This is a genomic window from Streptomyces sp. NPDC014801, from assembly GCF_043082085.1.
Lineage (GTDB): Bacteria > Actinomycetota > Actinomycetes > Streptomycetales > Streptomycetaceae > Streptomyces.
The window spans coordinates 330,738-351,558 of the sequence record NZ_JBIBXG010000001.1 but is presented as its reverse complement, the minus strand read 5'-3'; the positions used below and the strand labels follow the sequence as shown (position 1 = coordinate 351,558).

15 protein-coding genes are annotated in these 20,821 nt (G+C 74.1%); 14 read left to right on the top strand and 1 reads right to left on the bottom strand.

The genetic code is table 11. The features are described from left to right. Window positions 1-159 precede the first annotated feature (159 nt). The 14 genes from ACF1AL_RS01535 (at window position 160) to ACF1AL_RS01470 (ending at window position 19,746) form a co-directional block, all read left to right on the top strand. Entirely contained in the window at window positions 160-1,257 is a 1,098-nt protein-coding gene (locus ACF1AL_RS01535; protein WP_391694716.1) for a mechanosensitive ion channel family protein, read from the top strand. A gap of 269 nt (window positions 1,258-1,526) precedes the next feature. Further along, on the top strand, window positions 1,527-2,738 hold the full coding sequence (locus ACF1AL_RS01530) for an ROK family protein (protein ID WP_384203979.1): 1,212 nt from the start codon (window positions 1,527-1,529) through the stop codon (window positions 2,736-2,738). Between the two features lie 70 nt (window positions 2,739-2,808). Further along, window positions 2,809-4,155 carry an ABC transporter substrate-binding protein gene (locus tag ACF1AL_RS01525; protein ID WP_391825303.1) on the top strand — a complete coding sequence of 449 codons (1,347 nt, stop codon included), beginning with the start codon at window positions 2,809-2,811 and terminating at the stop codon, window positions 4,153-4,155. A gap of 2 nt (window positions 4,156-4,157) precedes the next feature. Then, window positions 4,158-5,099 carry a carbohydrate ABC transporter permease gene (locus ACF1AL_RS01520; RefSeq protein ID WP_386911449.1) on the top strand — a complete coding sequence of 314 codons (942 nt, stop codon included), beginning with the start codon at window positions 4,158-4,160 and terminating at the stop codon, window positions 5,097-5,099. Between the two features lie 3 nt (window positions 5,100-5,102). Beyond that, window positions 5,103-5,993, top strand: a complete 891-nt coding sequence (locus tag ACF1AL_RS01515) for a carbohydrate ABC transporter permease (protein WP_391819022.1) — start codon at window positions 5,103-5,105, stop codon at window positions 5,991-5,993. 6 nt (window positions 5,994-5,999) lie between these two features. Then, the gene (locus tag ACF1AL_RS01510; RefSeq protein WP_391779225.1) at window positions 6,000-7,265 is read left to right on the top strand and encodes a 6-phospho-beta-glucosidase; all 1,266 of its coding nucleotides are present in this window, start codon (window positions 6,000-6,002) and stop codon (window positions 7,263-7,265) included. Further along, complete coding sequence (locus ACF1AL_RS01505) at window positions 7,256-8,236, top strand: N-acetylglucosamine kinase (protein WP_391779226.1); 981 nt, start codon at window positions 7,256-7,258, stop codon at window positions 8,234-8,236. Before ACF1AL_RS01510 ends, ACF1AL_RS01505 begins: the two co-directional genes overlap by 10 nt. A 310-nt stretch (window positions 8,237-8,546) precedes the next feature. Continuing rightward, the gene (locus ACF1AL_RS01500) at window positions 8,547-9,956 is read left to right on the top strand and encodes a hypothetical protein (RefSeq protein ID WP_391825437.1); all 1,410 of its coding nucleotides are present in this window, start codon (window positions 8,547-8,549) and stop codon (window positions 9,954-9,956) included. Window positions 9,957-9,985: 29 nt separating this feature from the next. Next, entirely contained in the window at window positions 9,986-11,002 is a 1,017-nt protein-coding gene (locus ACF1AL_RS01495) for a glutamate ABC transporter substrate-binding protein (RefSeq protein ID WP_391819016.1), read from the top strand. 56 nt (window positions 11,003-11,058) lie between these two features. After that, complete coding sequence (locus ACF1AL_RS01490) at window positions 11,059-12,426, top strand: hypothetical protein (protein WP_391819014.1); 1,368 nt, start codon at window positions 11,059-11,061, stop codon at window positions 12,424-12,426. Beyond that, window positions 12,423-14,903: a tetratricopeptide repeat protein gene (locus ACF1AL_RS01485; protein ID WP_391819012.1), complete on the top strand. Its 2,481-nt coding sequence runs from the start codon at window positions 12,423-12,425 to the stop codon at window positions 14,901-14,903. Before ACF1AL_RS01490 ends, ACF1AL_RS01485 begins: the two co-directional genes overlap by 4 nt. A 3-nt stretch (window positions 14,904-14,906) precedes the next feature. Further along, the gene (locus ACF1AL_RS01480) at window positions 14,907-16,502 is read left to right on the top strand and encodes a PP2C family serine/threonine-protein phosphatase (protein ID WP_391825302.1); all 1,596 of its coding nucleotides are present in this window, start codon (window positions 14,907-14,909) and stop codon (window positions 16,500-16,502) included. Between the two features lie 114 nt (window positions 16,503-16,616). Continuing rightward, window positions 16,617-17,963 carry a VWA domain-containing protein gene (locus ACF1AL_RS01475; protein ID WP_391825436.1) on the top strand — a complete coding sequence of 449 codons (1,347 nt, stop codon included), beginning with the start codon at window positions 16,617-16,619 and terminating at the stop codon, window positions 17,961-17,963. Window positions 17,964-18,057: 94 nt separating this feature from the next. Then, window positions 18,058-19,746, top strand: a complete 1,689-nt coding sequence (locus ACF1AL_RS01470) for an FHA domain-containing protein (protein ID WP_391825301.1) — start codon at window positions 18,058-18,060, stop codon at window positions 19,744-19,746. On the opposite strand, the gene ACF1AL_RS01465 is transcribed toward ACF1AL_RS01470, so the two are convergent. After that, window positions 19,743-20,753 (bottom strand): methyltransferase domain-containing protein, encoded by a 1,011-nt coding sequence (locus ACF1AL_RS01465; protein ID WP_386582999.1) that lies wholly within the window; start codon window positions 20,751-20,753, stop codon window positions 19,743-19,745. The genes ACF1AL_RS01470 and ACF1AL_RS01465 overlap by 4 nt on opposite strands. Window positions 20,754-20,821 lie beyond the last annotated feature (68 nt).

The window sequence follows — 20,821 nt, the reverse complement described above, 5'->3', positions numbered from 1 at the left end:
CTCTCCTTGGCGCATCCGGCGGGTGCACACACAATGCCCCGTTAGTGTGGTGCTCCTGTCCCCCCGGTGACCTTTCCGTGACCTTGACCGGGCCGTGGTCCCGTGCCGGGACCGTGCTCCCCTGCCGGGGGCAGACCGCTGCACCTGGAGGTATCCGCCGTGTCCTTGTCCGCCGTCCTACTGGCCGCCGGCCCCTCGCCCTCGCCGTCTCCGTCCGAGACGCCGTCCGTGACGGTGCCCACGCTCCAGGACGCCCAGGAGAGCGCGACGAACGCGGCGAGCTGGATCGAGCAGAACTGGTCGACCTGGCTGGCGATCGGGCTGCGCGTGCTGCTCATCCTGGTGATCGCGGCGGTGCTGCGGGTGGCGGTGCGGCGGGCGATCACCAAGCTGATCGACCGGATGAACCGCACGGTCCAGGCGGTGGACGGCACCGCGCTGGGCGGGCTGCTGGTGAACGCCGAGCGCCGCCGCCAGCGCTCGCAGGCGATCGGTTCGGTGCTGCGGTCGGTGGCGTCGTTCCTGATCCTCGGCACGGCCGCGCTGATGGTGCTGGCCACCTTCGACATCAACCTCGCGCCGCTGCTGGCCTCCGCCGGTGTGGCGGGCGTGGCGATCGGTTTCGGCGCGCGCAACCTGGTCACGGACTTCCTCTCCGGCGTGTTCATGATCCTGGAGGACCAGTACGGCGTCGGCGACACGATCGACGCGGGCGTCGCCTCGGGCGAGGTGATCGAGGTCGGGCTGCGGGTGACGAAGCTGCGCGGCGACAACGGCGAGATCTGGTACGTCCGCAACGGCGAGGTCAAGCGCATCGGCAACCTCTCCCAGGGCTGGGCGACGGCCGGCGTCGACGTCACCGTGAAGGCGTCGGAGGACCTGGACCGGCTGAAGGCCACGCTCGACGAGGTCGCGGAGAAGATGGCCAAGGAGGAGCCCTGGAACGAGCTCCTGTGGAGCCCGGTGGAGGTGCTCGGCCTGGACAGCGTGCTGCTGGACTCCATGGTGGTGCGGGTCTCCGCGCGGACCATGCCCGGCAAGTCCGTGGCCGTGGAGCGGGAGCTGCGCTGGCGCATCAAGCGGGCCTTCGACGCGGCCGACATCCGCATCGTCGGCGGGGCGACGGCGCCCGTGGACGAGGACACGGCGCCGGACCCGTCGGCCGCGGTCGCCGCCCCGTCGGCGCACGCCAGCTCCACCTCCCCGCAGGCCCAGGCGGCCACGCCGCTGGTGCCGCCGCCGAGCACGTCGAAGTAACGCGACGCGGCACTCGCGCGCCCGGCCGGGACGCGCCCCTGAACGCCCGCCCGCGCCGCCTTGGAGCGGCCCGGAGCGCATGCTCCCGTACGCCCCCGCAGGTAACGACTCCGTTGCCGCGGGGGCGTCGGCTATTGACGCCCCCTTCGCGGCGGGCTTACGTTCCTGCCCGACGACAGGAAACTTTCCTAACAGTGATCGAGGCGGAGTGGACAGCCCGACCCGCTCACTGGAAGGCTGTTCCGCTGGAAAGGCAGGTGTCGCATCGCATGGCAGGAACCGCCGGTACGCCGGGCACTCCGCGCGTGCTGCGCGCCATGAACGACCGTGCCGCGCTGGACCTGCTGCTGGAGCACGGCCCGCTCTCCCGCACCCGCATCGGCAAGCTCACCGGCCTGTCCAAGCCCACCGCCTCCCAGCTGCTGGCCCGTCTGGAGGCGGCCGGACTGGTGCTGGCCACCGGCACCGACGAGGGCCGCCCGGGCCCCAACGCCCAGCTGTACGAGGTCAACCCGGCCGCCGGCCACGCCGCCGGACTCGATGTCACCCCCGGCCGCATCCTCGCCGCCGTCGCCGACATCACCGGCCGCACGGTCGGGCGGTTCGAGCTGCCCACGCCCGGCCGGCGCCCGGCGCAGCCCGTCGCCCGGCAGGTCACCGACGCCCTCGAAGGCGCCGTCAAGGCGGCCGGGCTGACCCGCGACGACGTGCGCCGGGTCGTCGTCGGCACCCCCGGCGCCTTCGACCCCAACACCGGCCGCCTGCGCTACGCCTCGCACCTGCCGGGCTGGCACTCGCCCACCCTGCTCGACGAACTCGCCGCCGCGCTGCCGATGCCGGTGGAGTACGAGAACGACGTCAACCTGGTCGCCCTCGCCGAGCAACGCCTGGGCGCCGCCCGCGACCACGGGGACTTCGTGCTGCTGTGGAACGAGGAGGGCCTGGGCGCCGCGCTGGTCCTCGGCGGCCGGCTGCACCGCGGTTTCACCGGCGGCGCCGGAGAGGTGGGTTTCCTTCCGGTCCCCGGCACCCCGCTGGTGCGCCAGGTGAGGAAAGCCAACAGTGGCGGCTACCAGGAGCTGGCCGGCGCCCAGGCCGTCCCCCGGCTGGCCCGCGAGCTCGGCATGGGCGACGTCCCCTCCGGGCCGCACGCCGAGGCCGCGGCGACCCTCCTCGCCCGGGCCGCCGCCGAGGACACCGTCCTGCACCAGCTGCTGCTGCGCACCTATGCCACCCGGCTGGCCACCGGTCTCGCCTCGCTCGTCTCCGTGCTCGACCCCGAACTGGTCGTGCTGTCCGGCGCCGTGCTGACCAGCGGCGGCGAGGCACTGCGCGCCCTGGTGCAGGACGAGCTGGAGGAGCTGGCCGCCTCCCGGCCCCGGCTCGTCGTCGGCGAGGTCACCGACCACCCCGTGCTGCGGGGCGCGCTGGAGCGCGCGCTGACCGTGACCCGCGACGAGGTCTTCGACACCTCGCGCTGAACCCCCTACCCGCCTCTCCTCCTTTCCCGCTCTCCCCGTATCGCCCACCCCGTCCCAGGGAGACTCCGCCATGCCCACAGCCCTGCCCGAGCGCGCCCGAAAAGCGGCTCTTGCCCTGAGCGCGTCCCTCGCCCTGCTCGCCGCCGCGGCCTGTACCGGCCAGTCCGGGGCCGGCGCGAGCGACGACCCGTCGAAGGAGACGACGATCAACTTCTGGCACGCCTGGAGCGCGCCGAACGAGGTCGAGGCCGTCCGGGCCCTGGTCGCCGGCTTCGAGAAGGCGCACCCGAACATCCACGTCAACGTCGTCGGCAACATGACCGACGACAAGATCAACCAGGCGCTGCGCGCCGGCGGCACCAAGGCGCCGGACGTGATCTCCTCCTTCACCACGAACAACGTGGGCAAGTTCTGCTCCTCGGGCGCCCTGGTCGACCTGAACCCCTTCTTCCACAAGGCGGGCATCGATCCGCAGCGCACCTTCCCCAAGGCGATGAACGAGTACACGCAGTTCCAGGGCAACCGCTGCGCGGTGCCGCTGCTCGGCGACGCCTACGGCCTGTACTACAACAAGACGGCGTTCGCGAAGGCCGGCATCACGGCCCCGCCGAAGACGTGGTCGGAGTTCGAGGCGGACGCCCGGAAGCTGACCGTCCGGCAGGGCGACACCTACCGGCAGTTGGGCTTCATGCCCAACTACCACGGCTGGGAGTCCACCACCGAGCACTACCTCGGCCAGTTCTCCCCCACCTACTTCGACCGGAACGGCAAGTCGAACCTCGCCGAGGACCCGGCGTTCGAGAAGGGCTTCACGCTGCAGAAGCGGCTCGTCGACACACTCGGCGGCTTCGCCCGGCTGGAACGGTTCCGGGCCACACTGGGCGACGAGTGGGGACCCAAGCACCCCTTCCACACCGGTCAGGTCGCCATGCAGCTCGACGGCGAGTGGCGGCTCGGCATGGCCCTGGACGCCAAGCCGGACTTCGAGATCGGTGTCGCCCCGCTGCCCGTCCCCGACGACCAGGCCGCCCAGTACGGCAAGGGCTACATCACCGGCACCATCGCCGGCATCGCCGCCACCAGCACCCACCGCAACGCCGCGTGGGAACTGGTGAAGTACATGACCTGCGACACCGACGCGGTGGTGGGCTTCTCCAACGCGATCCACAACGTTCCCTCCACCCTGGCCGCCCTGAAGTCGCCGAAGCTCCGCTACGACCCGCGCTTCAAGACGTTCCTGGACATCGCCGCGAACCCCGCGTCCACGACCACGCCCGCGTCCGTCAACGGCGGCCAGTACCTGGTGACGATCCAGCAGTTCGGCTACGACTACGAGAGCGGCAAGGTCACCGACCTCAAGGCCGGGCTGCGGCGGACGGCCGAGCAGATCGACACCGACATCGCCCAGGCGCAGTAGCGATGAGCACCCTCACCCTGGCCTCCAAGCGCCGCCGGGCCGCCCTGCGCACCTTCGCCTTCCTGTCGCCCTGGCTGATCGGGTTCGCGGTGTTCTTCGCCTATCCGCTGCTGTCCACGGTGTACTTCTCGTTCATGCACTACGACGGCTTCCGGCCGCCGGCGTGGAGCGGGACGAGGAACTGGTCGTACGTCTTCGGGCACTACCCGCTGTTCTGGCCCGCCCTGCGCAACACGCTGTGGCTGGTGCTGGTCATGGTGAGCCTGCGGGTGGTCTTCGGCCTGGGCGTCGGCCTGCTCATCACGAAGATCAAGACGGGGACGGGCGTCTTCCGCACCCTGTTCTACCTGCCCTACCTGGCCCCGCCGGTCGCCGCGACCATGGCGTTCGCGTTCCTGCTCAACCCCGGTACCGGGCCGGTGAACTCGCTCCTCGGCAAGGCCGGCATCGCGGCGCCCGGCTGGTTCAACGACCCGGCCTGGTCCAAGCCCGCGCTCACCCTGCTCGCGCTGTGGGGCATCGGCGACCTGATGGTGATCTTCATGGCGGCGCTGCTGGACGTGCCCGCCGAGCAGTACGAGGCGGCCCAGCTGGACGGCGCGTCGGCCTGGCAGCGGTTCCGGTACGTCACCCTGCCGAACATCTCCCCCATCGTGATGTTCGCCGTGGTCACCGGCGTGATCCAGACGATGCAGTACTACACGCAGCCGCTGATCGCCGGGAAGGTCGCCTCCGGGGTGATCCAGGGCGCGGGCACCCAGTTCGAGCCCGGCTACCCGGACAAGTCCACCCTCACCCTCCCCCAGCTCGTCTACAACCTCGGCTTCCAGCGCTTCGACTACGGCTCCGCCTGTGTCGTCGCCCTGGTGCTGTTCGCCCTGTCGATGGTGTTCACCGCGTTCCTGATGCGGCGCCGCGGCGGTCTGATCCAGGCAGGTGACTGACCCATGACCCAGGTACTGGACCCTCCCGTGAAGGTCGCCGTCCGCCCCGCCGCGCAGCGCACCGCCCGGCGCCGCGCCCTGCTGCAGTGGATCGCGGTGCACTCCCTCGGCGTCGCCGCCGCCCTGTTCTTCGTCCTGCCGTTCGTGTTCGTCTTCCTCACCTCCCTGATGAGCGACAGTCAGGCCCTCAGCCGTGACCTGGTCCCGCACACCTGGGAGTGGGGCAACTACCGCAAGGTCCTCGACACTCCCGGCTTCCTCACCTGGTGGAAGAACACCCTGCTCTACGCCGGACTGGGAACCTTCCTGACGGTCGTGTCCTCGATCCCGGTGGCGTACGCCCTCGCCAAGTTCCGCTTCCGCGGCCGCCATCTGGCGCTGATGCTGGTGATCTCGATGATGATGCTGCCGCCGCAGGTCGTCGTCATCCCGATGTACCTGTTCTGGGCGAAGCAGCTGGATCTGTCCGGCACGCTGTGGCCGCTGATCATCCCGATGGCGTGCGGCGACGCGTTCTCCGTCTTCCTGCTGCGGCAGTTCCTGACGACCGTTCCGAACGAGTACCTGGACGCGGCGCGGGTCGACGGCTGCGGCGAGCTGAGGACCCTGCTGCGGGTCGTGCTGCCGATGGCCAGGCCCGGCATCGCCGCCGTCGCGCTCTTCCAGTTCTTCTACGCCTGGAACGACTACTTCGGCCCGCAGATCTACGCCTCGGAGAACCCCGGCGCCTGGACGCTGAGTTACGGGCTGGAGTCCTTCAAGGGCGCGCACCACACCGACTGGAACCTCACCATGGCCGCCACCGTTCTGGTCATGGCCCCCGTGATCGTCGTCTTCTTCTTCGCGCAGAAGGCGTTCGTCGAGGGCGTCACGCTCACCGGAGTGAAGGGTTAACCGCATATGAAACTCACCGTGGTAGGGGGCGGCTCGACCTACACCCCCGAACTCGTCGACGGCTTCGCACGCCTGCGGGACACCCTGCCCGTCGAGGAACTCGTCCTCGTCGACCCGGCCGCCGAGCGGCTGGAGCGGGTGGGCGGACTGGCCCGCCGTATCCTCGCCAAGCAGGGCCACCCGGGCCGGGTCGTCACCACCGCCGACCTCGACGCCGGCGTGGACGGCGCGGACGCGGTGCTGCTGCAGCTGCGCGTGGGCGGGCAGGCGGCCCGCGAGCAGGACGAGACCTGGCCGCTGGAGTGCGGCTGCGTCGGCCAGGAGACCACCGGCGCGGGCGGCCTCGCCAAGGCGCTGCGCACGGTGCCGGTCGTCCTGGACATCGCCGAGCGGGTGCGCCGCACCAACCCGCACGCCTGGATCATCGACTTCACCAACCCGGTCGGCATCGTCACCCGGGCCCTGCTGGAGGCCGGTCACAAGGCGGTCGGGCTGTGCAACGTGGCGATCGGCCTGCAGCGCAAGTTCGCCGCCCACCTGGGCGTCACGCCCGCCGAGGTGCACCTGGACCACGTGGGGCTGAACCACCTCACCTGGGAGACCGGGGTGCGCCTGGGCGGCCCCGAGGGCGAGGACGTGCTGCCGCGGCTGCTCGCCGGGCACGGCGACGCCATCGCCGCCGACCTGCGCCTGCCGCGCCCGCTGCTGGACCGCCTCGGCGTCGTCCCGTCGTACTACCTGCGCTACTACTACGCCCACGACGAGGTCGTCGGCGAACTGCGCACCAAGCCGTCCCGGGCGGCCGAGGTCGCCGCGATGGAGCGGCAACTGCTGGAGATGTACGCCGATCCCGCGCTGGACGAGAAGCCGGACCTGCTGGCCAAGCGGGGCGGCGCCTACTACTCGGAGGCCGCCGTCGACCTGGCGGCGGCGCTGCTGGGCGGCGCCGGCAGCCCGTACCAGGTGGTGAACGCGCGCAACCAGGGCACGCTGCCGTTCCTGCCCGACGACGCGGTGATCGAGGTGCAGGCCGCCGTCGGTCCCAAGGGCGCCGCCCCGCTGCCCGTGCCGCGCCTGGACCCGCTGTACACGGGCCTGATCGCGCACGTCACCGCGTACGAGGACCTCGCCCTGCAGGCGGCACTGAAGGGCGGCCGCGACCGCGTCTTCCGCGCGCTGCTCGCCCACCCGCTGATCGGGCAGTACGCCCAGGCCGAGACCCTCACCGACCTGCTGATCGCACACAACCGGGAGCACCTTTCGTGGGCCTGACGGGGGGCGTCCTCGCCATCGACGCCGGCAACAGCAAGACCGACGTGGCGGTCGTGGCCGTGGACGGCACCGTCCTCGGCACGGCCCGCGGCGGCGGGTTCCGGCCGCCGGCGGTCGGGGTGCGCGCGGCCGTGGACACGCTCGCCGAGGCGGTCGGCGAGGCCTGCGCGCGGGCCGGCGTCGAGGCCGTCGACCACGTCTCGGCCTGCCTGGCCAACGCCGATCTGCCGGCGGAGGAGGAAGAGCTGGCGGCGGCCCTGCACGCGCGCGCGTGGGGCGCCTCGGTCGAGGTGCGCAACGACACCTTCGCGATCCTGCGGGCCGGGGTCGCCGAACCGTGCGGGGTGGCCGTGGTGTGCGGGGCCGGCATCAACTGCGTCGGCATGCGCCCCGACGGCCGCACCGCCCGCTTCCCCGCGATCGGCCGCATCTCCGGCGACTGGGGCGGCGGCTGGTTCCTCGCCGAGGAGGCGCTGTGGCACGCGGCGCGCGCGGAGGACGGGCGCGGCGAACCCACCGAGCTGGCCCGCACCCTGCCCGCGCACTTCGGCCTGGAGTCGATGTACGCGCTGATCGAGGCCCTGCACCTGGGGCGGGTGGCGCACGCGCGCCGGCACGAGCTGACGCCGGTGCTGTTCGCCACGGCCGCCGCCGGTGACGGGGTGGCCCGCCGGATCGTGGACCGGCTCGCCGAGGAGGTCACCACGATGGCGGTGGTCGCGCTGACCCGCCTGGACCTGCTGACGGATCAGACGCCGGTGCTGCTGGGCGGCAGCGTCCTGGCGGCCGGTCACCCGCAACTCGACGACGGCGTACGGCGGCTGCTGGCCGAGCGGGCGCCCAAGGCCCGGGCACGGGTGGTACGGGAGCGGCCGGTCCTCGGAGCGGCCCTGCTGGGCCTGGACCGGCTGAACGCGGACCCGCGGGCGCGGGAGCGGCTGCGGGCGCACTTCGCGCGGGGCGGGGGCTGAGCGGGGACGACACGTGCGCGTACCCACGCAGGGGTGACGGCCCGTCACCCCAGGGTGACGCCGGGGGAACCGATCCGGTTCCCCCGGCGTATTCATGGGCAGGGGCAGTTTCGGGACAGGGCAGGGGCGGGACATCCGGGCGGCGGGCCGCGCACCACGCTGCGATCCGATCAAGATCGGGTGACGGGCTGGTGCGGATACCGGCCCGGGCGGCGATACTTGCGCAGACGGATGACCATGGGGGAGGTCAGCAGTGACATCACCGCAGCAAGGCAGCGCGGCGCCACCACCGAACCCCGGCACGCCCACGATGCCGGCGATCCCCTCGCAGCCGTCCGCCCCGCCCCCCGCGCCCGCGTCCGCGTCCGGCTCGCTCGCGCAGGCCCCCGGCTCCTCCGCCCCGGGCCGCCCGCCGCGCCGTACGGCCTTCGCCGAGGGCGTGGAGCGGCTGCGGGCCGCCGCCGTCACCGAACCGGGCCGGCTGCGCACCATCGGCGCCGTACTGGCGCTGCTCGTCGTCGCGTTCGGCGCGGTCACCGCCTGGCAGGTCACCGAGCGGGCGGCCGCCGCCGACGACGTCCTGCACAAGAGCCGCCCGCTGAGCGCGGCCGCGGCCGACATCTACCGCGCGCTCGCCGACGCCAACACCGCTGCCTCCAGCGGGTTCCTGGCCGGCGGCCAGGAGACCAAGGCCTCCCGCGACCGCTACGAGCAGGACATCCGCACGGCCGCCGCCGGCCTGGTCACCGCCGCCGGCAGTTCCGACCCCGGCTCCCCGGCCGCCGCCACCATCACCCGGCTCAACCGGTTGCTGCCCGAGTACAAGGGCCTGGTCGAGCGGGCCCGCACCTACAACCGGCAGGGCTTCCCGGTGGGCGGCGCCTACCTCAGGTACGCCAACGAGAAGATGCAGCAGCAGATGCTGCCGGCGGCCGAGGACCTGTACACCAAGGAGAACGAGCGGCTGAACGCCGATTACGCGGACGCCACCCCCTACCCGTGGGCGGCGATCGCGCTGGGCGTGCTGGCGCTGGCCGCGCTGGGCTGGGCCCAGCACCGGCACTACCGGCGCACCCACCGCGTCCTCAACCACGGCCTGGTCGCCGCCAGCACGGCCGCCGCGGTGGTCCTGCTGTGGCTGGTCGTCGGCCACAGCGTCGCCCGCGCCGACCTCGACGCCTCCCGCGCGAGGGGCGTGCGCTCCCTCAACGTCCTCCAGGACGCCCGCATCGCCTCGCTGAAGGCGCGCGGCAACGAGAACCTCACCCTGGTGGCGCGCGGCGCCGAGACCACCAAGGACGGCAAGGACCTGTACGACTCGTCGTTCCGCAGCGACATGGCGGCGCTGGACAAGAGCCTGGCCGAGGCGCGCCGGCTCGCCGACGACCGGGCCGGCGCGCAGCCGGTGACCGCGGCCGTGGCCAACATGGCGGAGTGGAACCGGCGTCACGACGCGGCGCGCGGCCAGGACGAGGCCGGGGAGTACCAGAAGGCGCTGGACGGTGTGATCGGCGCGAAGGGCGCCACCGGCGAGTGCTTCGACAGCGTCGACGCCCACCTGGCCACGGCGCTGGCGCACGAGGAGAAGGAGTTCCGGCAGGCGGCCGGCGACGGCCTGGACGCGCTCGGCGGCCTGGCGTGGGGCGCGGCGGTCCTCGCCGTGCTGGGCGCGGCCGCCGCGGTGCTCGGCATCGGCCGCAGGCTTTCGGAGTACCGATGAGGGGCGCACCGGTGGAAGGGGGCGTGACGATGCGACTGCGAGTCCTGCGGGCCAGGCTCAGGGGCTGGGGCGGGGTCGGCGCGATGGCGGCCGTGTGCGTCCTGGCGCTGGTGTGGGCGCTGCTGCTGCCGCTGACCCAGCGCGGCGGCGACGTCCCCCGGGCGGGCGGCTCCTCCCGGGTCGCCGTCGGCACGCAGGCGCGCGCGGGCACCTGCACGGCGCCCGAGCAGCAGACGCTGGCGCCCTCGGCGGCCGACGGGCCCACGATCGCCCGGATCAAGGCCAAGGGGAAGCTGGTCGTCGGCGTCGACCAGAACAGCTACCGCTGGGGCTACCGCGACCCGAACAAGCAGGGCGCGCAGCTGGAGGGCTTCGACATCGACCTGGTGCACGCCATCGCCCGGGACCTCCTCGGCGACCCCGACGCCGTGCAGTTCAAGGCCATCCCCACCAACCAGCGCATCCAGGCGATCCAGGACGGCGTCGTCGACATGGTGGTGCGCACCATGACGATCACCTGCAAGCGTCTGACGGACGTCGCCTTCTCCGCGCCGTACTTCCGCACCGGGCAGCAGGTCCTCGCGTCCAAGGACGCGCCGATCACGGGCTACGACGCCTCGCTCGCCGGCAAGAGGATCTGCACGGCGGCCGGTTCGACGGCGTACACGACGCTGGAGGAGGATCGCAGGACGGGCCGGCTGCCCGCCTCCGCCGACATCTCCACCACCGTCCCCAACCAACTGGACTGCCTGGTGCGGCTGCAGCTCGGCGAGGTGGACGCGGTGGTCACCGACGGCGCGCTCGCCGCCAGCCAGGCCGCCCAGGACCCGACGGTCGAACTGAAGGGCCGCGCCTTCACCACCGAGTACTACGGCGTGGCGATGAAGAAGGACGCGGACGATCTGGTACGCCGGGTCAATCGCATCCTGGTCGCCTACCGGGCGAGCGGCTGGCAGGCGTCGTACGACGCCTGGCTGTCGGCGACACTGGGGAGGGACGCGACGACGTCCAGGCCGCCCGCGCCGCAGTACCTGCGGACGAGCTGACCCACGCGACAGGCACGAGCAGGAGCAGGAACCCACACAGCAGCGAGAGGTGATCGATGGGCGTCACGGACCCCGCCGGGCCGGTGATGGACCGGGACGAGGTGGACCGTGCGCTGGCGCGGCTCGGCCAGGAGCACGAGGCGATCGAGACGTCGCTGCTGGCCCTGCAGGACCACGCGGGCCGCAGGCTGCTGGAGGGCGCCGAACTGACCGGCGTCACCAAGGAGCGCTGGATCGCCACGGAGGCGTCGATCACGCTGCTGTGGGCGTACTTCGACGCCTACACGGCCGCGTTGCGCAACGCCCGCGAGATCCGCTCCCGGCGCCGCTGGTCCAGCCGCGAGGACCTGGTGGAGCTGACCGAGCTGCTGCGCGGCGAGTCCGTGACCGTCTCCGGCGCCGCGGCCGCCACCGCCAACGCGCCGACCCTCCACGGCGGTTCCGGGCTGCTGAGCGAGCGGTTCTCGCTGGCGGCGCTGGTGGACCGGATGAACGAGCTGTACGCCTCGAGCCTGGACATGGTGGTCGCCGCCGACGCGGTGTGGTCGGCGCTGCCCGCCCGCATCGATTTACTCGCCGCCGAACTCCAGCGCACCCGGCAGCTCGCGCACTCCGTCGGGGTGCGCCCCGGCGAGCACCCGGCCGGCGACGACCTGGAGCGCATCACGCGCACGCTGACGAAGCTGCGCGAGGAGGTGGTCAGTGACCCGCTGGCGTACTGGCTTCCCGCGCAGGGCAGTTCGGCGCCCGGCGGGGGCCGCCCCGACACCACCGTCTACGACCGTGAGGCGCGCGCTCTGGAGGAGGTGCGCCGGGAGATCGAGGCCGTGCTCACCGTCCGGCAGGACGCCGAGAAGCGGCTGGTGCGGCTGCGGGACGTGCTCTCCCGCGCGGACCGCACGCTCGCCGAGGCCCGTACCGCGCGCGGCGAGGTGCTGGCGAAGATCGCGGCGACCGAGGTGCCGGTGGTCAGCGGCCCGCCGACGGTGCTGCAGGAACAGCTGGCCACGGCCGCCGAGTACCGCCGGCAGGCGCAGTGGCACCGCCTGTCGCCGCTGCTGGAGTCGCTGGAGCAGCGCGCGGAGGACGAACTGCTGCGCGCCCGCGAGTCGCTGACCGCGGTCACCGCGCCGCTCGCGGTGCGCGCGGAGCTGCGCGGCCGGCTCGACGCGTACAAGGCGAAGGTGGCCCGGCACGGGCTGGCGGAGGACCCGCTGCTGGTCGAGCGGTACGAGAAGGCGCGCCGCATGCTGTGGAGCGCGCCCTGCGACCTGCGCGCCGCCGAACAGGCGGTGCTGCGCTACCAGCAGGCGGCCGCCGAGGCGCTCGCCGCGCCGCGCGTGCCGCAGCAGCAGAACGGGCCGGCGCAGGGCGGTCCGGAGCAGCGGGGCGGGCCGCAGGACGTCAGGGGGGAGTCGTCATGAGCCGTGCGGGACAGGCCTGTCAGCGGCCGGGCTGCGACGGGAGCTACGAGGACGTCGGCGGCGGCGAGCTGTACTGCGACACGTGCGGGCTCGCGCCGGTGGTGTCCTCGCAGGGCCTGGTCGGCTCGGCCCCGACCGGGATCACCGCGGGCGGCCGGGGCTCCAAGGGCTCCGCCGGCAGCCGCAGCGCCCGCAGCGGGCGTACCTCCTCGCAGTCGTCGAAGTCGCGGCGCTCGGTGTCGGGCCGCCTGTCGCGGTCCCTGCCGGGCACGTCGGCCGGCCGCTCGGTGTCGGTGCGCAGCTCCGGTTCCGGTGCCGCCTCCTCCGGCCGCTCCCGCCTCGGCGCGGGCCTGGTCACCGTGCCGGCCGTGCCGCGGCCCGACCCGCGCGCGATGGTGCTGGACAACCCGGAGGTGCCCGAGCGCAAGCGGTTCTGCTCCCGCTCGGACTGCGGCGCGCCGGTCGGCCGGGCGCGCGGGGAGCGGGCGGGCCGCACCGAGGGCTTCTGCACCAAGTGCGGTCACCCCTACTCGTTCGTGCCGAAGCTGAAGGCCGGGGACGTGGTGCACGGCCAGTACGAGGTCGTGGGCTGCCTGGCGCACGGCGGGCTCGGCTGGATCTACCTCGCCGTGGACCGGGCCGTCGCGGACCGCTGGGTGGTGCTCAAGGGCCTGCTGGACACCGGCGACCAGGACGCGATGGCCGCCGCGATCTCCGAGCGGCGTTTCCTCGCGGAGATCGAGCACGCCAACATCGTGCGGATCTACAACTTCGTCGAGCACCTCGACCAGCGCACCGGCTCCCTCGACGGCTACATCGTCATGGAGTACCTGGGCGGCAAATCCCTCAAGGAGATCGCCAACGCCCGCCGCACACCCGACGGCCGGCGCGACCCGCTGCCGGTGGAGCAGGCCTGCGCGTACGGCATCGAGGCGCTGGAGGCGCTCGGCCACCTGCACAGCCGCAACCTGCTGTACTGCGACTTCAAGGTCGACAACGCGATCCAGACCGACGACCAGCTCAAGCTGATCGACATGGGCGCGGTGCGCCGCATGGACGACGACGAGTCCGCGATCTACGGCACGGTCGGCTACCAGGCGCCCGAGGTCGCCGACGTCGGCCCGTCCGTGGCGAGCGACCTGTACACCGTCGGGCGGACGCTGGCCGTCCTCACCTTCGACTTCCAGGGCTACACCACCGTCTACGCCGACTCGCTGCCCGACCCGGACACCATCGAGGTCTTCCGCCGCTACGAGTCCTTCTACCGGCTGCTGGTGCGGGCCACCGACCCCGACCCGGCCCGCCGGTTCGCCTCCGCGCAGGAGATGGCCGAGCAGCTCACCGGGGTGCTGCGCGAGGTGGTGTCGCTGCAGACGGGCCGGGCGCGGCCCGCGCTGTCGACGCTGTTCGGCCCGGAAGTGAAGGTCACCGACACGGAGTTGTTCCCGCGCCTGGAGGGCGAGGTGTCACGGCTCGGGGCGCGGGCGCTGCGCGGCCGGCGGGCCCCGCAGACCCCCGCGGCGAGCGCCGCCGCGTCCCTGGTCAAGCCGGTGCACACGCCGTCCGCCGCGCTCGCGCTGCCCGTCCCGCACGTCGACCCGGGCGACCCGAACGCCGGTTTCCTCGCGGGCCTGATGACCTCCGCGCCGGCCGAGCTGCTCCACGCGCTCGCCGCCGCGCCCGCCCCCTCGGTGGAGACCCGGCTGCGGCAGGTGCGCGCCTGGCTGGAGAACGGCGACTTCGACGCCGCCCGCACGGCACTGGACGCGCTGGAGGACGAACGGCCCGACGACTGGCGGGTGGTGTGGTACCGGGGCGTCGCGGCCCTGGTGACCGGCGACTTCGAGCACGCCGCCCTCGCCTTCGACGCGGTCTACGACGCCTTCCCCGGCGAGATCGCGCCCAAGCTGGCGCTGGGGCTGTGCGCGGAGGTGCTGGGCCAGCTGGACAACGCCGCCGAGTACTACCGGCTGGTGTGGGCGAGCGATCCGAGCCATGTCAGCGCCGCGTTCGGCCTGGCGCGGGTGCAGTTGGCGGCCGGTGACCGCGCCGCCGCCGTGGGGACGCTGGAGTCGGTGCCGGAGGCGTCCATCCACTACACCGCCGCCCGGGTGGCGGCGGTCCGCGCCCGGCTGCGGCAGCGGACGCCGGCCGCCGGCGACAGCGCCTTCCTGGACGATCTCACGGCCGCCGCCGCGCAGGTCGAGGCGCTCCAGGCGTACGGCCTGGACCCCGGGCGGCGCGAGCAACTGGCCACCGAAGTGCTCGGTTGCGCCCTGGACTGGATACTCTCCCAAGGCCAGGGCGGCACGCCGGCCGCCCGGCGGGTGCTGCTCGGCAGCGAACTGGACGAACGCGGGCTGCGCTTCGGACTGGAGCGCTCGTACCGCACGCTGGCCCGGCTCGCGCCCGGCGGCGAGGAGAGGATCGACCTGGTGGAACGTGCCAACCGTTACCGCCCCCGGACGTGGGTGTAGTTGATGTCGCAGATGCCCCAGCAGGCAGCCCTGTCGAACTGCCCGAGCTGCGCGGAGCCGCTCGAGTCGGGCGACCGTTTCTGCGGTGCGTGCGGATACGACCTGTCCGCCGTGCCGGCGCCGCCGCAGGACCAGCCGACGATCGCGATGCACGGCGCGGCGCCGGGGCGGCCCGGCCCGGGTGCGGCGCCCGCGTGGCCGCACGCGGCCTCACCGGACGGCTCGGGCACCCCACCGGCGGTCCATCTGCCGACCGACCTGCCCGGCACGGACTCCGGGGGCGGCGAACTGCCGCGCCAGGCACCGCAGTCGCCCCCGCCCCCTGCCGCACCGGGTCACGTTCCCGGGACGCCTGCCACGCCGCCCGCCGCTCCGGCTCCGGCTCCGGCTCCGGCTCAGGGGGCGCCCGGCGCACCGCCCGCCGTACCGGCTCCCGGGGCGCCCGGCGCGCAGCCCGCCGTACCGCCGCAGGCGTCGTCCGCCGGCGCCGGCGTACCGCCGCAGCCGCCCGCCGCTCCCCCGGCGGCCCCGGCCTCCGCCGTGCCTCCCGCGCCCGCCGCGCCCGGGGCGCCCGCCGCCGGCGTCCGTTTCGACCGGCCCGGTGGGTCCGGTGAGCCCGACGAATACGCGTTGCAGGCGCCCGATCCGCGGGTCGCCGCCGAGGCGGCCGCGGCCGCGGAGGAGGCCTCCGTGTGCGTGGCGTGCCGGGCCGGCCGGGTGGACAGCGACGGCTACTGCGAGAACTGCGGCCACGCCCAGCCGCGCGAACGCGACCACATGGAACAGGAGTGCGGACCGGTGGCCGCCGTCAGCGACCGCGGGCTGCGCCACCACCGCAACGAGGACGCGTTCACCGTCGGCCACACCGCGCTGCCCGACGGCTCCCCCGCCGCCGTGGCGATCGTCTGCGACGGCGTGTCCTCCGCGACCCGCCCCGACGACGCCTCCCTCGCCGCGTCCCGCGCGGCCGGCGAGTCGCTGCTGGCCGCCCTGCCGCGCGGCACGCACCCGCAGCAGGCGATGCACGACGCGATCGTGGCCGCCGCGCACGCCGTCAACGCGCTGGCGGACGAGCCGGAGACGGCCCGCGAGCACGCCCCGCACCAGAACGCGCCCGCCTGCACCCTGGTCGGCGCGGTGGTGACGAACGACCTGCTGGTCGTCGGCTGGGTCGGCGACAGCCGCGTGTACTGGGTGCCGGCCGACCGCACCGCGCCCCCCGCCCGGCTCACCGAGGACGACTCCTGGGCGGCGCAGATGGTCGCCGCCGGGCTGATGAGCGAGGCGGAGGCGTACGCCGACGAGCGCGCCCACGCGATCACCGGCTGGCTCGGCGCGGACGCCTACGAGCTGGAGCCGCACACCGCCGGCTACAAGCCGGACCGGCCCGGTGTGGTCGTCGTGTGCACCGACGGGCTGTGGAACTACGCGGAGGCGGCCGAGGAGATGGCCCGGGTGGTCCCCCTCGACGCCGCCGTGCGCCCGCTGCACGGCGCCCAGGTCCTGGTCGGCCACGCCCTGGACGGCGGGGGCCACGACAACGTAACAGTGGCCGTCGTGCCGTTCCCCGCGCCGCCGCAGGGGGCAGGATCGGCCTGAGGCCGCGTACCGGACCACCGGGGCCGGCCTCGTACGGGGAAGCTCGCGGGCCGGAGGGGACCGGTCCGCGTCCGGTCCACACCCGACGGGTGTTCGAGGGGGATGCGAACAGGCATGGCCAATTTCTCGAAGTCCACGGTGCCGCAGTTCTCGGTGGACGTGTACCAGAACGAGTACCTGCCGGAGGGCGGGCGCGAGGTCAACGCGATCGTCACGGTCACCGCGACCGGCGGGGGCACGGTCGGCGGCGCGGTGAGCGCACCGCACCTGTTCGGCGCCGGGCAGGGGCCCTCCGCGGCGGTGGCGGTCATGGTCGACTGCTCCGGGTCGATGGACTACCCGCCCGCCAAGATGCGCAACGCCCGCGAGGCGACGGCCGCCGCGATCGACACCCTGCGCGACGGGGTGCACTTCGCGGTGATCGGCGGCACGCACGTCGCCCAGGAGGTCTACCCGGGCGGCGGGCGGCTCGCGGTCGCCGACGCCACCACCCGTGAGCAGGCCAAGCACGCGCTGCGCCGGCTCGGCGCGGGCGGCGGCACGGCGATCGGGACCTGGCTGCGGCTCGCGGAGCGGCTGCTGTCCTCGGCGGACGTCGCCATCCGTCACGCCATCCTGCTCACCGACGGCCGCAACGAGCACGAGTCGCCCGCCGAGCTGAAGGCCGCCCTCGACCACTGCGCCGGGCGGTTCACCTGTGACGCCCGGGGCGTGGGCACCGACTGGGAAGTGAAAGAAGTCACAGGGATCGCCTCCGCCCTGCTCGGCACGGCCGACATCGTCGCCGATCCGGCGGGCCTGGCCGCCGACTTCACGCGGATGATGGAGACGGCGATGGGCAAGGAGGTCGCCGACGTCGCGCTGCGGGTGTGGACGCCGGTGGGCACGACCATCAAGTTCGTCAAGCAAGTCGCACCGACCGTGGAGGAGTTGACCTCCCGCCGCACCGAGGCCGGCCCGCGCGCCGGTGACTACCCCACCGGGTCCTGGGGCGACGAGTCGCGCGACTACCACCTGTGCGTGGAGGTCCCGGCCGCGAACATCGGCCAGGAGATGCTGGCCACGCGGGTGTCCCTGGTGATCCCCCAACCCGACGGCAGCGCGCAGAACCTGGGCGCGCAGGGACTCGTACGGGCCGTGTGGACCGACGACATGGCCGCCTCCACCTCCCTCAACCCGCAGGTCGCCCACTACACCGGGCAGGCCGAACTGGCCCAGGTCATCCAACAGGGGCTGGATCTTCGCAAAGCGGGCGATTTCGATGGAGCAACGGCCAAACTGGGCCGGGCCGTTCAGCTCGCGAGCGCCTCCGGGAACGCAGATACTGCGAAACTGCTTGCGAAGGTGGTGGACGTGGTCGACGCGGCGACCGGTACTGTGCGACTGAAGGCGAAGGTCGCGGAGGCGGACGAGATGACGCTCGAAACCCGATCGACAAAGACCGTTCGGGTGAAGAAGTGACTCGCCGACGACCGTCGGCGACCACGGACGACCACTGACGACCGCCGCCGACCACTGATGACGTGACCCAGCAGGAACGAAGGGACGCACCGACATGCCGACCTGCCCGAACGGACACCAGTCGGGTTCCGACGACTGGTGCGAGGTCTGCGGTCACCGCATGGCCGGTGCCGTACCTCCGCCCCCGCCTCCCCCGCCGCCGGCCCCCGGCGGCGGCTACGGCTTCCCGCCGCCCCCGCCCGGCGCCCAGCAGGGCGGCGCACCGGGCGGCCGGCCCGACGGACGCCACCTGTCCGCGGTGCCCGACGCCGAACCGGAGCTGTGCCCGCAGTGCCGCACGCCGCGCGAGGGCGGGGCGCCGTTCTGCGAGGAGTGCCGGTGGAACTTCCTGACCAACACGGCGACCACCTACACCCCGGCCGCCCCGCCGCGCCCCGCGGCACCGGCCGCGCCGCGCTTCCCGCAGCCGCCCGGGCCGTCCTACGGCGCGGGTGACTCCTTCGACTACCAGAGTTCACGCCCGTCCCAGGTCAACCGGCCGGCCGAGCCGATCCCGCCGGGCCCGCCGTTCGGCGGCGAGCCGTCGGGGCCGGGCGGACCCGGTGGGCCGGGGGCGCACGGTGGTCCCGGTGGTCCCTTCGGTTCCGGTGGCCCGGGTGGTCACGGAGGTCCGGGTGCGCCCGGCGGTCCGGCTGGTCCCGGTGGCCCGGGTGGCCCTGGCGGGCCCTTCGGCGCGGGTGGTCCGTCCGGGCCCGGCGGTCCCGGTGGCCCGGGTGGACAGGGTGGCCCCGGTGGGCCGTTCGGTGCCGGTGGTCCGTCCGGGCCCGGCGGTCCCGGTGGTCCCGGTGGTCCCCTGACGCACGGCGGTCCCTCCGGTCCCGGTGGTTTCGGTGGTCCGGGCGGCCCGGGTGCCCCCGGCGGACCGAACGGTCCCGGTGGCCCGGGCGGCCCCGGCACCCCCTCCCCCTTCGGCGGCGACCCGTCCCGCCCGGTCCCGCCGCCGCCCGGCCCGACGCCGCCCGCCGGTCCCGGCACGGCTCCGGGTGCCCCGGGCGGTCCCGGCGGCCCTGGTGGTCCCGGTGCCCCGCAGGGTTTCCAGCCCTCGGCGTTCCCGCAGAGCGCCGGTCCCTCGGCGCCGCCCGCTCCGCCGGCCCCGTCCGGGCCGTCGTTCGGCGGCGGTGAGGACGACTGGGTGATCTCCCCGCCCTCGGGCCCCGGTGGCCCGGGCGGTCCGGGTGGTCACGGCGGTCCCGGTGGCCCGAGCGGTCACGGCGGTCCCGGTGGTCCGGGCGGCGCGCCCGGCGGTTACGGCTACCCGCAGCCCGGCGCCACCCAGGCCCCGCCCGCTCCCGGCTTCCCGCAGCAGCCGCAGGCGCCGGCCACCTGGACGGCGACGATCGGCCCGGACCGCGAGTACTTCATGGCGATGATGCAGCGCTCCGGCCCGGAGGCCGCGGGGCTGAACCTGCCCGCGTACTCGCCCGAGCAGCAGCGCACGCTCACCGGCAACCAGGTCACCATCGGCCGTCGCCGCCACTCCACCGGCGAGACGCCCGACATCGACCTGTCGGTGCCGCCGGAGGACCCGGGCGTCTCGCACCAGCACGCGGTCCTGGTGCAGCAGCCCGACGGCACCTGGGCGGTCGTCGACCAGAACTCGACGAACGGGACGACGGTCAACGGGTCGGAGGAACCGATCCAGCCGTTCGTGCCGGTCCCGCTGCAGGACGGCGACCGGGTGCACGTGGGCGCCTGGACGACGATCACCATCCGCCGCGGCTAGCCGCCGCCCGGCAGCGGCCGGCCGGACTCCGGGAGGGGCCACACGTACGGCCCCTCCGGGTCGTCCAGCCACGCCCACGCGCGCTCGCCGCCGACCGTGAGGCCGTAGCGCTCGCGCGTCGGCATGCCTTCGCGTTCCCACAGGGCGCAGGCCTCCTCGGGGTCGAGGCTGCCGCGGGTGAGGGCGAGCAGGAAGCGGAACAGCTCGCTCTCCCGGGCCCGGCGCGGCAGTCCCGCCAGGTGCGGGGGCTGGGCCATGGGCCGGGGTGCGCCGCGCAGCGGCACGAAGTAGGCGGGCGTGGCGAGGAAGCGGCCCTCGGCGTGATGGGGGCCGCGCACGTCGAGCGCGGCCACGCCGGTGGCGAACGGGGTGACGATCCGGCCGCCGGCACGGCACTGGGTGAGCCAGGCGCCCGGGATCGCGGGCAGCGCGCAGGTGGCGATGATCCGGTCGTAGGGGGCGTGCTCGGGCACCCCGCGGGCGCCGTCGCCGGTCACGACGACCGGGTGGTGACCGGCCGCGTCGAGGTGCCGGCGGGCGGACTCGGTGATGTCCGGGTCGAGGTCGATCGTGACGACGTTCTCGTCGCCGAGCCGGTGGGCGAGCAGCGCGGCGTTGTAGCCGGTGCCGGTGCCGATCTCCAGCACCCGGTCGCCGTCGCCCGGCCGCAGCGCGACCAGCATCGCCGCCATGAGGGACGGCTGGCTGCTGGAGGACAGCAGGACGCCGTCGCGCAGGCGGGTGGCCAGGGGCTCGTCGGCGTAGGCGCCGCGCAGCCAGCGCTCGCGGGCGGCGGGGTCGGGGTGCTCGCCCCAGCGGCGCTCGTAGCCGCCGAGGCCGACGACGTGGTAGATGGGCACGAACAGGTGGCGTGGGACCGCCGCGAACGCCTTCCGCCAGCGGGTGTCCCCGGCAAAGGCACCGCTCAGCTCGATCTCCCGCACGAGCGCCTCCCGCGCCTGCCCGGCAAGCTCCGCGAGCCCCTGATCACCCCCATGACCACCCATGCCTCCACTGTGCGGCCCCCACCCGCCCAAGGCGAACGCCGCAGCTCCCCGCCGGGGCGGTTCCGCCG